Consider the following 16,185-nt stretch of genomic DNA (forward strand, 5'->3'; position numbering starts at 1 on the left):
ACCTCATTTGAATGAATAGAGGGGACTAAATGTTTTTGCATATGTTTCAAATTCTCTTAAAGCCTCTTGGCGTGTATCACTCGCTACTAATTGTTCTTGAAGCTCTTCAATTTTTTTGACAAGTGCACTGCCGACAACGACACCATCACTAATTTTATTCATTGAGTCTACTTGTTCTCTTGTTGAAATACCAAAACCTACAGCAACTGGTATTTGACTCAGCTGTTTCACTTGTTGAATAAAATCTGTAATCGATGCGTCGAAAGATTGTCTGACACCTGTGACGCCGAGAGATGAAACACAATACACAAAACCTTCTGCCTGCTCTACAATTTTTTCTAATCGTTCCTTGCTTGTTGGTGCAACGAGTGATATATATGAAATGTCGTGTGCTTGACAGTTCTTCTGCAGCTCGCTGCTCTCTTCAAAAGGCAAGTCGGGTGTTAAGAGTCCCGAAATATGATTTTTGCGCAGTAAAGCGAAAAAGTATTCTGTGTCTAATTGTAACACAGGATTATAATACGTAAATAGAATTACAGGAATTTTTACGCCGTTTTTTTTCATCTTTCCTGCTAATTCTATCGCTTTTACGATATTCATACCATGATGAAGTGCTCTTTTAGAAGCTCTTTGGATGACAGGGCCGTCCGCTAACGGATCAGAATACGGCACACCTAGTTCAATCGCATGTGCCCCTGCTGCTTGAAGCGCGAGGGCTAAATCAATGGTGATCTCTTCTGATGGATCACCCGCTGTAATAAATGGAATAAATAATTTCTGACCTTGCTCTAATTGAAATGTGATCATTTTGTTTCACCCTCACTTTCAAGCACATTCATTAATGTATGCACGTCCTTATCTCCTCTGCCTGACAAGCAGACAAGAACAATGTCGTCTTCACTCATGTTCTGGCTCATCTCAAACGCTTTTGCTAAAGCATGTGCAGATTCGATCGCTGGCAGGATACCTTCTTTTTCTGTGAGCAGCTTTAACGCATCTAGTGCTTCTTGATCTGTCGCACTCACATATTGAACCCGGCCGCTCGCATGCAAGTACGCATGCTCTGGCCCGATCCCCGGATAGTCTAATCCAGCTGAAATGGAATAGGGCTCAATAATTTGACCAAATTCGTCTTGGATCAAGTATGTCAAAGATCCATGTATGACACCTTTTGTCCCTTTCGTGATGGTTGCTGCATGAAGCGGAGTGTCGATTCCTTTCCCAGCAGCTTCTACACCAATGATATCGACCTCTTCATCTAAGAACGCCCGGTACATTCCTATCGCATTGCTTCCGCCGCCAACACAGGCAACGACTTTATGAGGAAGCTGCCCTTCCTTTTCAAGTATCTGTGCTTTTGCCTCATCTCCGATCATCCGCTGAAATTCACTGACGATTTGAGGATACGGATGAGGTCCAACGACTGAGCCGATCATATAAAAGTGGTCACTGCAATGCTGGACCCAATAGCGGATGGCTTCATTGGTTGCATCCTTTAATGTTCCGTTCCCGCTAGTAACAGGTATGACTTCAGCGCCGAGTAGTTTCATTCGGAACACATTGAGTGATTGTCTTTCCACATCTTCTTTTCCCATAAATACAGTGCAGGATAAACCGAATTTTGCCGCCACTGTTGCAGCAGCTACACCGTGCTGACCTGCTCCTGTTTCGGCGATAATATTTGATTTCCCCATTTTTTTCGCTAGCAGTGCCTGCCCAAGCGCATTGTTAATTTTATGAGCGCCTGTATGGTTTAAATCTTCTCTTTTTAAATAGATTTTAGCACCGCCGAGATATGCCGATAATTGATCAGCATATGTGAGTGCGGTTGGTCTGCCTGAATAGTTATTCAAAAGCGATATATATTCCTTTTGAAAAGCAGGGTCTTCTTTTAATTCACGAAAAGCTTGTTCGATCTCTTCTAGTGGCTGCATGAGCGTTTCAGGAACGAATTTCCCTCCAAATTCTCCGTATCTGCCAATCTCATTTGGATATGCGTACATGGTTCAACATCCTTTCTTCGAGCACTTTCATCTTTGTACTGCTTTTCTTCCCGTTTTCTTCTATACCGCTTGAAAGGTCTATGGCGTCTGGACCAAAAGCAAGCAGATCTATTATGGTATCTGGCGTGATCCCGCCAGCAATGGCGCAAGTTTTTCCCAGTTGTTTTGCATGCTGAACATATGAAGGCACCGCCTCCCATGCAAAAGCTGTTCCAGAACCGCCTCTCATTCCTTTTACTTTCGCATCAATGAGAAAACCGTCGACACTTGGAGCAAATGCCGTCATATGTTCAAGTGTGTCGTTTACATCGGGCTCGTGATGGAACACTTTCCAAACGAGCGCCTTCGTTTGCTGTTTGATGTCATGTGCAACTTCTGGCGTCTCATCGCCATGAAGCTGCACAATATCTAAGGGGAGGTTGTTTGTGATCTCGCACACTTTTGGTGTTTTTTCATTCACAAATACGCCCACTATCTCTTTTTTGCATTTTACTTGTGACAGCCAGTGTTTCACTTGATCTGGATGAACTCGTCTTTTACTCGGGGCAAAAATAAAACCGATGGCATCCGCTTGTGATTGCGAGATGCATGCGACATCCTCTTGTGAGACAGCCCCGCAATATTTTAAATAAGGTTTCATCCTATTCATTCTCCGAACAATGCCTGAACGGCTTTCTCCTGTGATTGTTCCCTCATTAAAGATTCACCAACAAGAACGGCGTTTGCTCCGTGCTGTTTCACAAAGGTCAGATCATCAAATGTCTTTATGCCGCTTTCACTTACTAGTAATACGTCTTTTGGAACAAGTGGCGCGATCTCTTTTGTTTGTTCAACTGTTGTTGTAAACGTATTGAGATTCCGGTTGTTCACACCGATGATCTCAGGAGTGAATAGGTGTAAGATCTTTTCTAGTGTATGTGCTGCATGTACTTCAACGAGGACATCCAGTCCTTTTTCTTTCGCTTCTGTATAGAGCTCATACAGCTTTTGCGGCTCAAGCACCTCTCCAATTAATAAAATGGCATCTGCCCCTATCCGTTTCGATTCTTCTACTTGTATAGAGTCAATAATGAAATCTTTTCTTAGAATAGGACGTGTGATGTGTTCTTTAATAAGAGACAAATATTCGTTTTTCCCTTGGAAAAACGGTTCATCCGTTAAGACAGATAAACAATCTGCATTTGATGCTTCGTATGCTTTTGCTGTCTGTAAAGGATCAAAATGAGGCTGAATGATTCCTTTGGAAGGAGACGCTTTTTTCACCTCAGCAATCAGTCCAATCGAGCGGTGAGGATTCATAAGGGATTCTTTAAATGATCGTCTTTCATAATGTCCATCCTCAGGTAATTGCAAGGTTTTCACATGTTCTTTTTTACGGGCGATAATTTGATTAAGCATAGATCTCTTCCTCTTTCGTTTTTTGTTTTAGACGGGCTAATTGTTCTTTAGCTGATCCGTTTTTGATCGTTTCTAATGCTTTCATTGTTCCTGCCATCAGACTCTCTGCTTTTCCTGCCACATATAATGCGGCCCCAGCATTAAGCGCTGTAATATGAAGCGGTGCTCCACCCGCTTGATAATTCAATATATTCTGAATCAATTTGGCGCTTTCTTCTGGTGATTGGACCTGAATGTCTGATAAATGCCCTTTTTCAAGTCCGAAGTCTTCTGGGTTTAACGTATATTCTGTCATGACACCTTTTTTGAGTTCAATGATGTATGAATTTGCTGTAATGGTTAATTCATCCAGCCCATCATCTCCGCAAACAAACAGGACATGTTCTGGCTCTAAAGGAGCAAGAGCTTTCGCCATGAGCTTTGCCTTTTCCTTTGCATACACACCGATGATTTGCTTTTTGGCCTGCATCGGGTGGCAAAGCGGTCCTAATAAGTTAAATACCGTCCGAAATCCGAGCTGCTTGCGTACGGCGGCTACTTGTTTCATAGAAGAATGATAGAGCGGTGCAAATAAAAAGCCCATGTTTTTCTGCTGTATTTGTCGTCTTGTTTCTTCAGGTGTGGATTGAATTTGAATACCAAGACATTCTAGCACGTCAGCACTCCCGCTTTTAGAGGAGACGGAACGATTTCCGTGCTTGGCGATTTTCGCCCCAGCAGCCGAAGCAACGATGGCAGCAGCTGTTGATATATTAAATGTTGATAAACCATCGCCTCCTGTCCCGCACGTATCAACGACATCAAGTGATCTTTCTACTGGTGCTGCATGCTGCCTCATGGCTTTCACGAAGCCTGTCATTTCTTCGGCTGTTTCTCCTCGATGCGCTAAAATAGATAGACTAGCAGCGACTTCAGCATCTGTTAACGAGCCGCTCATCATATCATGCATCAGGCCATTCGCTTCTTTTTCTGATAGTTTTCCTCCATTAACAAGAGCTGATAGTCGTTGATTCATTTGGCACACTCTCCTTTTCTGAGAAAATATGTTCAGCAAGCTGAATGGCTTTTAGAAGTGCTCCTGCCTTATTGCACGTCTCTTCCCATTCGTTTTCTGGAACGGAATCAGCGACAATGCCGGCACCTGCTTGTATAGAAGCAGTCTGATGTTTGACGCTCATTGTGCGAATGGTAATACAGGAATCGATATTGCCGTCGAAACCAATATAGGCAATACAACCGCCATATGTCTCTCTTGGCTCAGGCTCCATTTCGTTTAATAATTGCATCGCCCTAATTTTTGGGGCGCCTGTCAATGTGCCTGCTGGAAAAGCGGACATAAGCGCGTCTACTGGATGTGTATCCTGCTTCAGCTTCCCTGTCACAATAGAAATAATGTGCATGACGTGCGAAAAGTTCACGACTTTTGTAAAAGTTGGGACAGACACACTGCCGTATTCTGCCACACGTCCCACATCATTTCGAGCCAGATCCACCAGCATGTAATGTTCTGCTTTTTCTTTTTCATCATCGAGCAGCTCTCTTGCTAGTGCATCATCTTCTTCTTTTGTCATTCCTCGTTTTCTTGTACCAGCAATTGGATGGATTTCTAAGTGGCCGTTTTTCGCATGGATTAATCGTTCTGGCGAGCTTCCGACTAAGTCTCGATCTTTTAATTTCATAAAATACATATACGGTGATGGATTGACAATCCGAAGCACACGATACAATTCAAATGAGCTCACTGTCACTGGAATGTCAAAACGCTGAGAAAGTACACCCTGGAAGATATCACCCGCTCGAATGTACTCCTTGATTTTTTCGACATCCTTTAAAAATTTTGCTTTTTCATAGGTAGACGTCACCTGTTCAAACGAAGGGGGTTCATTCATATTCCCTGAGATAATCAGTTCTTTCATATCAATTTTTGTATGAAGCTGCTGTACCATCAGTTCAAGCTGCTTTTGATTTTCTCGATAAACCCGAATTTTTTCTTCCTCTGTTTCATGACCGTTCAGCTGCGTGTACTGAATAAAATGAACTTGGTTTGTTTCGTGATCAAATGCGATCATTGTTTGGCAAACAAATAATGTGCAATTATCTGTCGTTGATGCATTCGGATGCGGCTTGACAGACGGCTCAATGTTTGGAATGAGGTCGTAACTTAAGTACCCTACGGCTCCACCAGTAAATGGGATATCAATTTCAGGTGTCTTGATTAGATATTGCTCTTTCATCCAGTCAAGCAACTCTTTCAGCTCCGCTTTTTGCATCACTGACTTTCCCGCAGCGTCACGAGCAACATAATGGTCTTGCTCGTCATGTAATGTTAAAAAAGGATGTAATCCGATAAAGGAATATCTCGACCAGCTAGAAGATTCGTCTTTGCTTTCTAGCAAATACACAATATCCTGTTTCAGTTTCTCGACAATTTGAATGGGTGAGAGCGTATCAACTGTAATGGTTTCAACAATCGGGATGGTTTTGTAAAACTGACTGTCTCTTAAAAATTGGGTAAGGTTTGATTGGGATTTCATAAGCACACTCCTTAAATGGAATTAAGGAGAATGAGGGGACATCTTGAGGATTTGTTTGAGTATACGAAATAAGCCTAAAAGAGGCTTCGCTCTTTTAGGCAGTATGATTAAATAGAAGTATCGTATCTCTGCTCAACTCTACTCATCTCAACTACCCTAGTCTCATTCTCATCTTCTCTAAGCTTGCAATGCCGTTCACACCTGTGTGTAAACTTCGGCTGTTCATATCGTATTATAATTCCTTGTTTTTTGTCAACTGTAAATCAGGCCGAAGCGTGACAGCCTCTTCCAAGTATATGTGCTGTATGTCTTCCTGCTTGACATCTGTCTGAACGGTCATTAAAACGCGAATGCACTTCTTTAGACCTCCATCAATGTCAAGCTCTTGCATACAAGTGACAGGCACATAGGTCCATCCTTCAAACTGCCTGAGTGCTTTTGCTGGAAAAACGGAGTGAATATCTTGTGTAGCTGAAATCAAGATCTGCACGACACGCTCTGGATCTACTTGGTTTTTTGAAATGATCGCTTCTAGCAGCTGCTTCGTTTTGGTTAACACTTCTGTTTCTGTATCTTCTGTCACAGTTGTAGCCCCGCGTATCCCGCGAAACATCATAGACAGCCCTCCTCCCGTTTCCATTCTTCGAGCCAGTGATACAGCTCATCTTTTGTGAAAGATTGCAGGGTGACGTCTCCAACTTGTTTTAGCAAAACAAACTGAACACTCCCGCCTCTTGCCTTCTTATCACCAATCATGCGATCGACAAATGTTTTGGTTGAAATCGTTTGTGTGACTTGTACTGGGAACCCTAGTTCTTTCATCCACACTTTAAGTTTCTCACGATCTAGGCTGAGTCCTTGCTCTTTTTCACTGACATATAAAGCAAACTGCATGCCAATTGCAATGGCATCTCCATGCGTGATCGCACCGTATCCATACTCCGCTTCAATGGCATGCCCTAGTGTATGACCTAAATTCAAGTATGCCCGCACACCTTGTTCTTTTTCATCTTCTTGAACAATGGATGCTTTCACTTGAATCCCTTGATAAAGCATATGTGCCAGTTCATCCTTTGATAATTCTGTCAACGAACGAATGGACATCAGTTCTGATAAAAAGACTTCACTTGAAATCAGTGCATGTTTTATCACTTCTGCAAAGCCTGATCTCAGCTCTATTGGTGAGAGTGTCTCTAGCATACTTGTATCATAAATGACAGCAGCCGGTTGATGAAACGCACCAATTAAATTTTTGCCGAGCGGATGATTGATTCCGGTTTTTCCGCCGACTGCACTATCATGTGCAAGCAGCGTGGTCGGTACTTGAATAAAATCAATGCCTCTCATATAAGTGGCAGCAGCAAAGCCAGCCAAGTCTCCAATCACCCCGCCTCCTAATGCAATGATGCATGAGGAGCGGTCGAGTTGAAATTGGATGGCTTTCGTATGAATCTGCTCAAACTGTGCAAAAGATTTTGATTGTTCTCCGTTTGGCACCACTACTTTTTGTACAGACCATTTCTGTTTAAGTAATTGAACCATTTCATCTCCATAAAGGGCATCGACGGCTGAATCTGTCACGATGAAGAGCTTCGTGTAGGATCGCCCAGTGGAAGTAATCAAGTCTACGATATTTTGTCTAATCCCATCACCGATATATACAGGATAAGTGGCTGAAGACGTCTTCACTTCCAGTGTTTTCATTAAAACTCCCTCTGAAGCTGGCGCATTTTGTCCACATTTTCTTTAATGCGGTCAATTTGATCAAGACCAAACTGCTCAACCACTGCATTGGCGATTTCCCATGCAACGACTGCTTCTGCCACAACACTTGCGGCTGGAACAGCACAGCTGTCAGAACGCTCAATACTTGCAGAGAAAGGTTCTTTTGTTTCAATATCCACGCTTTGCAATGGTTTGTATAGAGTTGGGATTGGTTTCATAACCCCTCTTACGACGATTGGCATGCCAGTTGACATTCCGCCTTCAAGACCACCTAAGCGGTTTGTTTTTCTCGTATAGCCTTTTTCTTCATCCCAGATGATTTCATCATGAACTTCACTGCCATTTTTAGAAGCTGCCTCAAAGCCAATACCGAATTCAACACCTTTAAAAGCGTTGATACTCAGTACTGCGCCTGCAAGCTTGCTATCCAGTTTACGGTCATAGTGCACATAGCTGCCGACTCCAACTGGCATCCCTTCAACGATGACTTCGACAATACCACCAATTGAATCGCCGTTTTTCTTCGCTTCGTCAATGGCATCCATCATTTTTTGACCAGCTTCACTGTCATAGCAGCGAACAGGTGATTCTTCTGTTACTTTTTGCAAATCTTCAATAGATTCATAAGCGGTATGGGAAGCTTTTACTCCACCAATTTCAAGGACGTGACCAGCCACTTTGATTCCAAGGTGAGCCAAAATTTGTTTAGCTACTGCACCTGCTGCTACACGAACCGTTGTCTCGCGTGCTGATGAGCGCTCTAATACGTTTCTCATATCACGGTGACCATATTTAATCGCACCATTTAAATCCGCATGCCCTGGTCTTGGACGAGAGATTTGACGCTTCATTTCACTCTCTTCTTCTTCAGTAATCGGCTCTGCACCCATGACCTTTGTCCAGTGCTTCCAATCATTATTTTCAACAACAAGTGCAATAGGAGAACCTAATGTTTTCCCGTGGCGAACACCACTTAACACTTTCGCTTGGTCTTTTTCAATCTGCATTCTTCTTCCGCGGCCATGACCTTTTTGTCTTCTAGCCAGTTCATAATTGATGTCATCCTGCTCTATGTAAAGTCCCGCTGGAACTCCTTCAATAATTGTGGTCAGTTGTGGACCATGTGATTCACCTGCTGTTAAGTACCTCATGACTTATTCTCCCTTCATCGCATTAACGCTTTTAAGTAAAACTATAATAACACACTTCCTACTAAAAAGTCAGCTACTACCCCTTCTTTTGATAAAAGAAAGTATCAGCAGAGGTTAATCCAAACTTTTCTGGATGAAAAATTTGTTCTGTAGAACCAACAAATAATACGCCGTTTTGCTTTAAACTGCTGCTCATTTTTAAGTAAATTTCTTCTTTCGCCTCTTCTGTAAAGTAGATGAGGACATTTCTGCACACGATGAGATCCAGCTGTTTTTCATATGGATCTGCTAAAAGGTTGTGTTTCTTAAATTGAATGTGCTTTCGAATCTCATCCTTCACCGTGTAAAATGAAGAATCTTCTTTGGTGAAATATTTTTGCTTGATTTGATCTGGCACCTCTTGCAAAGATCGTTCATGATATCTTCCTTTTTGCGCAGATTGCAGGACTTTATCATCTATATCCGTTGCGATAATTTGGAAGTCCTTCACAAGCGGATGGCTTGATAGCAGCATTGAGAGTGTATACGGCTCTTCTCCAGTTGAGCAAGCTGCACTCCATATTTTTAGGATGCCACTGTTTTTTGAAAGCAGCGGCAGGATTTTTTGATCAAGTACTTCCCAGCGCTGATAGTTTCGGTAAAATTCTGACACATTGATCGTCATTCGATCCATCGTTTCATCTAATAGCGCTTTGTCCTTTTCAAGAGCAGACGCAAATGCCTCAAAATCTTTATAGCCTTTTTTATCATAAAGGGATGTTAATCTTCGTTTCATTTGTGCTTCTTATATAAGTTCAGATCTACCCCAGTTAGTTTTTTCCATTTTCCAACAAATACTTGATACTGATCCATCAATGTCCTCTCCTGTCTCATCTATCTTTGTCCTAGTATAGCTGTTTTTATCATAAATTTGTATCATCTCATGCGAAAATTCGTATAGAAATCTCAATATAAAAAAGCCAAAGTGATCATTTGATGAACACTTTGGCTTGAACATTAATAAATCCAGCTTGAGATCGTTTGATCCCAGTTTGTCAGTTCTTCTTGTTTGAAGAACAGGTTGATTTCTCTTTCGGCACTTTCTGGTGAGTCTGAGCCATGGATAATGTTTTTGCCAACAGTTAATCCATAGTCGCCTCTTATTGTTCCTGGAAGCGCTTCCTTCGGATTTGTCTTTCCAATTATCTGCCTTGTTACGTCTACGACTTGTTCACCTTGCCATACCATCGCAAATACAGGTCCTGACGTAATAAAGTCAACCAATTCACCGAAAAATGGTTTTTCTTTATGCTCTCCGTAATGTGTTTCTGCTACTTCTTTTGGAATGCTCATGAGCTTTGCTCCAACAAGCTGAAGCCCCTTTTTTTCGAATCTTGACACAATTTCACCGATTAATTGTCTTTCCACACCATCAGGTTTGACCATAAGAAATGTTTTGTCCATATACGTTCTCCACCCCGTCGTTATGTATGTATAGGCTTACATTGTTACAAAGTGATCGTATCATTTTTTTTTATAATAATCAATTTTTGACAAAAAATTTCACAAAAAAACCAATCAACGAAACGTTGATTAGAATTTTCGTTTACCAATATATTTTGCAATCGACGCTAATGAAGATTTAGCCCGCCCGCGCGGAAGTTGATCGAGCTGTTCAAATGCTTTTTTCAAATACATTTCACTCACTCGAATGGAACGGTCGATCGCATCTGTTTGTTTGAGATGTTCAATCACAGGTTTCAGCTGCTTTTCCGTCGTTTCACTATTGATCAGCTTCAACTGACCTTCTAACGTCGGGTTCTGAAGCGCATATAAAACGGGAAGAGTGACATTTCCTTGTAAAAGGTCCCCGCCAACAGGTTTACCTAATTCTTCTTCAGTTGATGTAAAATCAAGGACATCATCAATGATCTGGTACGACATACCAACATAGTACCCAAACCAGTAAAGGGCTTTATGTGTTTTTTCATCTGTTCCAGCTGCAATCGCACCTAATTGGCAGCTACCTGCAATAAGCAAGGCTGTTTTTCGTTTAATTCTTCTTAAATATGTACGAAGGTTTTGGTCCATGTTGTATTTATCTTTGACTTGTTCTATTTCCCCAAGACAGAGCTCGACGACCATTTTTGACAAAATTTCATGTGCCATTGGGTGATTGATTTTCGTCATGTACTCGAGTGACCTTGCAAATAAGTAATCCCCCGTGTACATCGCAATTCTGTTGTCCCATTTTGCTTTAATCGTCGGTTTTCCTCTTCTCAGTTCTGCATCATCAATGACATCGTCATGGACAAGTGATGCCATATGAATTAATTCAAGCGCTACGGCTACATATTTAATTTTATTAATATCATAGTCACCAAACATGCCTGAAAGGAGAACAAAAACGGGGCGGATTCGTTTTCCGCCCGCTTGCAGCAAATGAAGACCGGCTTCACTTAATAATGCATAATCAGAGCGAACGGTTTGTTCAAGCTCTTTTTCAATTATATCGATATCATGATTTAGAAAAGAAATCATTGCTTTTAGTTTCATTATTTTCACCCAAATATCGTTTATTCAAAGCTTCTTTCCGATATGTGTTGCTGCTACACCGCCTGTAAATGGATGATACGAGACATCAGACAGACCAGCCTCTTCAAAAAGAGACGCCAGTTCTTTCATGCCAGGGAATGTTTTGGCTGATTCTTGAAGCCATGAATACTCCTGATAGCTTTTGGCAAACAGCTTGCCAAAGAGCGGCATGATGTATTTGAAATAGACATAATACCCTTGTTTAAACCCAATCATCTCAGGCTGTGATGTTTCAAGGCAGACAACCATTCCACCAGGTTTTACCACTCGCGTCATTTCCTTTAGCACTGTTAAGTAATCAGGGACATTTCGAAGTCCAAAACCGATTGTGACATAATCAAATGAGTTGTCCTCAAAAGGAAGCTCCATTGCGTTGCCGTGGAGCAGCTCAATTTGATTGTAGCCGCCTGTTTTCACCTTCGTTTCGCCAACACTCAGCATATTTTTACTGAAGTCAAGACCTTTGACCTCGCCAGTTTCTCCAACAGCGTCTGCAAGCGCAATCGTCCAATCGGCAGTTCCACAGCATACATCTAGTGCTTTGGCTCCTTTTTGAACATTCATGAGCTTCATTGTTTTATCGCGCCATTTTTTATGCTGTTTAAAGCTAATGACAGAGTTCATTTGGTCATAGTTTTTATAAATTTTTTCAAATACACCGTGTACTCGCTGTTCTTTTGATTGCTGCATGACTTACCCTTCTTCCACTTTCTGATGGTACGCAGGTTCATTTTTCATATGATCCAAGCGATTTAATAGCTCTTTTTGAACGATCGGAGATGAAACAAGATGCTCCTTGATTGATCGTTTGGCCTTTTCATAGCCTTCATTCTCAAAGTTGTCAAAACATGTATAGGCGTCCGTATAGCTATCGTTCAAAAAAAGTTTTAAATGTTTGTCGTCTTCTGCTTGTTTCATAAAACGTTTATAAACAAGGAAGTGACTTGCAATTTCATTCCAATGCGTCAATTGAAAGTGCTCAGAAATTCTTTGGAATAGCGCAGATTCCACTGTAGCAACACTTTTATAAAAGTGGGCTGCATCTTGAATGGATCGATCATATAGTCTAATTTTATGTTCATTAATCTCTTTGATCGCCGTGGCGAGAGTGCGGATCATGTAAATGTCTTTCATGTCAGAGAGAAGAGAGTAATAGAGACCGCTGAAATAGTCTCCTGCTAGGATGGTCAACTGACGATTTTTGAACTCGTCTTGTTTGATGGCTGCAGCAGTTGTGACTTCGTCATGGGTATCAAGGGCAATTTGCACAAGCATCGCCGTTAAAATATAATTTTCTTTTTTCTCAGCATCGATTTGAGCTTCATCAAACATTGCATGAAAAAGAAGGAGCTTATCTTCATCGATGAGCGGCGCACGCAAATGCTTCGCCAAGTAAGGATGAGAAAGCTTTTTGTTTAATTTTATATTCAGATTAGATAAAATTCCGTAGATGTCTTGCAAAGATATCACCCTTGTCCCAAAAATTACAGTTTCATATGTAGCTCTCTACATTGTATAGAGATTTATTATACCATATCAGGCCTGACTTTCATGCTATCAAGTGCATAGTCGTGCGTTATTTCTTTGCTTCGCTTTGAATTTCACCGAAGCTTGTTTGAATGACAGCATCGCCCCGCACTTTGATGGCTGATGTGTGCTCAGTAAATTGTGCGATAATGACTTCACCTTTATCGAGCTTTTCGGAATGGTGAAATCTTGTATCGGAACCTCTAGTTAAGCCGATCACATTGACACCATTATCAATGGCTTTAATCACCACAAAATCAGATGCTTTATTTTCACTCAATCTGTTCACCTTCCATCTATGGATTAGTCGTTTTTAATAAATGAAAGCACTTCTGCTCTTGCTGCCGCATCATTTGCAAATGTACCGCGTACTGCTGAAGTGACTGTTTTAGCGCCGGGCTTCTTCACTCCGCGCATCGTCATACACATATGCTCTGCTTCAACGACAATCATCACACCATGTGGATTTAAAGTTTCCACCATACTATCTGCAATCGTTGATGTAATGCGCTCCTGAAGCTGCGGGCGCTTTGCCACGGCTTCTACTGCTCTTGCCAGCTTGCTGAGTCCCGTTACTTTTCCGCCGCGCGGAATATAAGCGACATGGGCTTTGCCATAGAATGGCACAAGATGGTGTTCACACATTGAATGAAAAGCAATATCTTTGACAAGAACGAGTTCTTCATGATCTTCACCAAAAATGGTTTTAAAATGTTCTTTTGGATCTTCATTTAATCCCGAGAACACTTCTTCATACATTTTTGCTACTCGTTTTGGGGTATCAAGAAGTCCTTCACGATCTGGATCTTCTCCAATCGCTTTTAATATATCGCGTACAGCGTGTTCGATTAATTCTTTATTTATTTCACTCATGTATTATATCCTCCAAAGGCGATTACATTTCATTCAGATTCTAGCACACTTCAGATCCTAAAAGCAAAGGAGAGCGTTCTAAACAAACCATTTGATTCAAAAGGAAAAGCCCCTTATCAAAGGGGCTTTTCTAGACCAGTGTGAAACTGTATATGTATAACTCCTTCAATAGGATCATTACACATAACGATTATTTACCTGCCACCGCGTCTTTAAGTGCTTTACCTGGTTTGAAAGCAGGTACTTTGCTTGCAGGGATTTCGATCTCTGCACCAGTTTGTGGGTTACGTCCTTTACGAGCTGAACGCTCACGTACTTCAAAGTTACCAAAACCAATAAGTTGGATTTTGTCACCATTTTTAAGTGCATCTAAAATTGTATCAAAAACAGAATCAACTGCTTTTGTCGCATCTTTTTTAGATAACTCGCTTGCTTCAGCAACCGCGTTAATAAGTTCTGTCTTGTTCATGCCTTTCACCTCCTCCCAAAAATATGCATTCAATAGATTGTTATCATTTCTTCACAATTCATCTTCTTTCTATACACCTTTTTTGAAAAAAAGAGCGTCTAGAAAGCGTCATACATGGCTTTTCATTAGAAAACTTCTCTTTGAAGGAATGTTTGTCCAACAAAGTGAAGATTTTCTGTAAGTAGATTAACACATATGAAATACCATATCAAGCATTTTAAAGGGAAGAATCCTTATTCGTCAAGGATTAAGGGCACTTTTGCGAACGAATATTCCTAATTTCAGCCTGAATCTGACTAATCTTTATACAATTGTCTTTTTATGACTTCACCCGCACGCAAAAAAAGACCCCCATCAATGAGAGGTCTCACATCCTATAGAATAATCGCGATCAGACCGCCTGATCCTTCGTTAATAATTCGTTCAAGCGTTTCCTTTAGTTTATACCTTGCATTTTCCGGCATCAGCGAGAGTTTTGCTTGAATGCCTTCTCTGACAAGCGAGCTGAGTGAGCGTCCAAATATATCGGAATTCCAGATCGAAAGCGGATCATCTTCAAAGTCTTGCATTAAGTATCGGACGAGCTCTTCACTTTGTTTTTCTGTTCCGATAATCGGCGCAAACTCACTTTCTACATCTACCTTAATCATATGAATAGATGGCGCGACTGCTTTTAATCTGACGCCGAATCTTGATCCTTGCCTAATGATTTCCGGCTCATCTAAACTCATATCTGACAAAGCTGGTGCCGCAATTCCATAACCAGTCTGCTTCACCATTTTTAAAGCGTCAGACACTTGATCATACTCCGTTTTCGCATGTGCAAAATCTTGCATGAGCTCAAGAAGGTGATCTTTGCCCCTAATTTCCACACCAACCACTTCTTTTAGGATATGATCATATAGATCATCCGGCGCATACAGATCAATTTCTGCGATCCCCTGACCCATTTCAATGCCTGCTAAGCCCGCTCTTTCGATAAAATCGAATTCACTGAACTGACCTACCACTCGGTCAACATCTCTTAATCTCTTAATATCCTTGACGGTTTCTTTCACTGAATCCTGATAACTCTCTCTTAGCCAATGATCTTCTTTTAGTACCATGACCCAGCTTGGCAGGTTCACATTCACCTCAAGCACTGGAAATTCATATAATGCTTCACGAAGTACACTGAGAACGTCTTGTTCTCTCATACTTTCGACACTCATCGCGAGTACAGGAATATCATATTTTTGACTAAGTTCCTGCCGCAGTGCTTCTGTTTCAGGGTGATAAGGTCTCACAGAGTTGATCACCATAATAAACGGCTTTCCAACTTCTTTGAGTTCGTCAATGACACGTTCTTCTGATTCAATATAGTCATGTCTTGGGATTTCCCCAATTGATCCATCTGTTGTAATCACAACACCAATGGTTGAATGCTCTTGAATGACCTTGCGTGTACCAATTTCCGCTGCTTCATGAAACGGGATTGGCTCTTCATACCACGGCGTATTAATCATTCTCGGACCATTTTCATCTTCATACCCGCGTGCACCAGGCACGGTGTAGCCTACACAATCGACAAGCCTAATGTTGACATCCAGGCCGTCGCTCACGTGAATGGATGCCGCTTGATTTGGCACAAATTTTGGTTCTGTGGTCATAATGGTTTTTCCTGCTGCGCTTTGCGGCAATTCATCCTGTGCTCTTGCACGGTCTGCCTCATTATTGATATTCGGGAGCACCACGAGCTCCATAAACTTTTTAATAAACGTAGATTTCCCTGTACGAACAGCTCCAACGACTCCTAAATATATATCGCCTCCTGTTCGTTCAGCGATATCCTTGAAAATATCGACTTTTTCCAAGTGATCCCCTCCCGGACTTGCTATCCTCGTTTTCAAATAAAATACTCTATACTTCAATCAAACGGTGCTTGAAAGGTG

General features: G+C 41.5%; 17 protein-coding genes and 1 pseudogene. All 18 read right to left on the bottom strand.

Annotated features, from left to right (window positions below; translation table 11 throughout):
* Positions 1-3: 3 nt before the first annotated feature.
* Positions 4-807, bottom strand: coding sequence for a tryptophan synthase subunit alpha (gene trpA, locus LCD34_RS00960; RefSeq protein ID WP_050827340.1), 804 nt, complete (start codon positions 805-807; stop codon positions 4-6).
* Positions 804-2,003 (bottom strand): tryptophan synthase subunit beta, encoded by a 1,200-nt coding sequence (gene trpB / locus LCD34_RS00965; protein ID WP_144683911.1) that lies wholly within the window; start codon positions 2,001-2,003, stop codon positions 804-806. The genes trpA and trpB overlap by 4 nt, the downstream gene beginning before the upstream one ends.
* Positions 1,984-2,652 carry a phosphoribosylanthranilate isomerase gene (locus LCD34_RS00970; protein ID WP_224558423.1) on the bottom strand — a complete coding sequence of 223 codons (669 nt, stop codon included), beginning with the start codon at positions 2,650-2,652 and terminating at the stop codon, positions 1,984-1,986. Before LCD34_RS00970 ends, trpB begins: the two co-directional genes overlap by 20 nt.
* Entirely contained in the window at positions 2,649-3,401 is a 753-nt protein-coding gene (trpC, locus tag LCD34_RS00975; protein ID WP_148779988.1) for an indole-3-glycerol phosphate synthase TrpC, read from the bottom strand. Before trpC ends, LCD34_RS00970 begins: the two co-directional genes overlap by 4 nt.
* The gene (trpD, locus tag LCD34_RS00980) at positions 3,394-4,416 is read right to left on the bottom strand and encodes an anthranilate phosphoribosyltransferase (RefSeq protein WP_017359755.1); all 1,023 of its coding nucleotides are present in this window, start codon (positions 4,414-4,416) and stop codon (positions 3,394-3,396) included. The genes trpC and trpD overlap by 8 nt, the downstream gene beginning before the upstream one ends.
* Positions 4,388-5,935 carry an anthranilate synthase component I gene (trpE, locus tag LCD34_RS00985; protein WP_181891505.1) on the bottom strand — a complete coding sequence of 516 codons (1,548 nt, stop codon included), beginning with the start codon at positions 5,933-5,935 and terminating at the stop codon, positions 4,388-4,390. Before trpE ends, trpD begins: the two co-directional genes overlap by 29 nt.
* 232 nt (positions 5,936-6,167) lie before the next feature.
* On the bottom strand, positions 6,168-6,551 hold the full coding sequence (gene aroH / locus LCD34_RS00990) for a chorismate mutase (RefSeq protein WP_181891506.1): 384 nt from the start codon (positions 6,549-6,551) through the stop codon (positions 6,168-6,170).
* Positions 6,548-7,639, bottom strand: coding sequence for a 3-dehydroquinate synthase (aroB, locus tag LCD34_RS00995; protein WP_007500945.1), 1,092 nt, complete (start codon positions 7,637-7,639; stop codon positions 6,548-6,550). Before aroB ends, aroH begins: the two co-directional genes overlap by 4 nt.
* Positions 7,639-8,811, bottom strand: a complete 1,173-nt coding sequence (gene aroC / locus LCD34_RS01000) for a chorismate synthase (protein WP_007500947.1) — start codon at positions 8,809-8,811, stop codon at positions 7,639-7,641. The genes aroB and aroC overlap by 1 nt, the downstream gene beginning before the upstream one ends.
* A gap of 76 nt (positions 8,812-8,887) precedes the next feature.
* Positions 8,888-9,663, bottom strand: a pseudogene (locus LCD34_RS01005) (CheR family methyltransferase).
* Between the two features lie 144 nt (positions 9,664-9,807).
* Complete coding sequence (ndk, locus tag LCD34_RS01010; RefSeq protein ID WP_003216015.1) at positions 9,808-10,254, bottom strand: nucleoside-diphosphate kinase; 447 nt, start codon at positions 10,252-10,254, stop codon at positions 9,808-9,810.
* Between the two features lie 129 nt (positions 10,255-10,383).
* Positions 10,384-11,346 (bottom strand): heptaprenyl diphosphate synthase component II, encoded by a 963-nt coding sequence (gene hepT / locus LCD34_RS01015; RefSeq protein ID WP_007500951.1) that lies wholly within the window; start codon positions 11,344-11,346, stop codon positions 10,384-10,386.
* 24 nt (positions 11,347-11,370) lie between these two features.
* Positions 11,371-12,075 (bottom strand): demethylmenaquinone methyltransferase, encoded by a 705-nt coding sequence (locus LCD34_RS01020; RefSeq protein WP_007500957.1) that lies wholly within the window; start codon positions 12,073-12,075, stop codon positions 11,371-11,373.
* Between the two features lie 3 nt (positions 12,076-12,078).
* A complete protein-coding gene (locus tag LCD34_RS01025; protein ID WP_008344543.1) occupies positions 12,079-12,846 on the bottom strand; it encodes a heptaprenyl diphosphate synthase component 1 in 768 nt (255 codons plus the stop codon).
* Positions 12,847-12,961: 115 nt separating this feature from the next.
* A complete protein-coding gene (mtrB, locus tag LCD34_RS01030) occupies positions 12,962-13,192 on the bottom strand; it encodes a trp RNA-binding attenuation protein MtrB (protein ID WP_008344541.1) in 231 nt (76 codons plus the stop codon).
* 23 nt (positions 13,193-13,215) lie between these two features.
* On the bottom strand, positions 13,216-13,785 hold the full coding sequence (folE, locus tag LCD34_RS01035) for a GTP cyclohydrolase I FolE (RefSeq protein WP_003215789.1): 570 nt from the start codon (positions 13,783-13,785) through the stop codon (positions 13,216-13,218).
* Positions 13,786-13,975: 190 nt separating this feature from the next.
* A complete protein-coding gene (gene hbs, locus LCD34_RS01040) occupies positions 13,976-14,254 on the bottom strand; it encodes a non-specific DNA-binding protein Hbs (protein ID WP_003215863.1) in 279 nt (92 codons plus the stop codon).
* Positions 14,255-14,628: 374 nt separating this feature from the next.
* Positions 14,629-16,107, bottom strand: coding sequence for a stage IV sporulation protein A (spoIVA, locus tag LCD34_RS01045; RefSeq protein ID WP_008344534.1), 1,479 nt, complete (start codon positions 16,105-16,107; stop codon positions 14,629-14,631).
* Positions 16,108-16,185: the final 78 nt, after the last annotated feature.

This window comes from Bacillus sp. RAR_M1_44 (assembly GCF_020165935.1).
Classification (GTDB): domain Bacteria; phylum Bacillota; class Bacilli; order Bacillales; family Bacillaceae; genus Bacillus; species Bacillus altitudinis.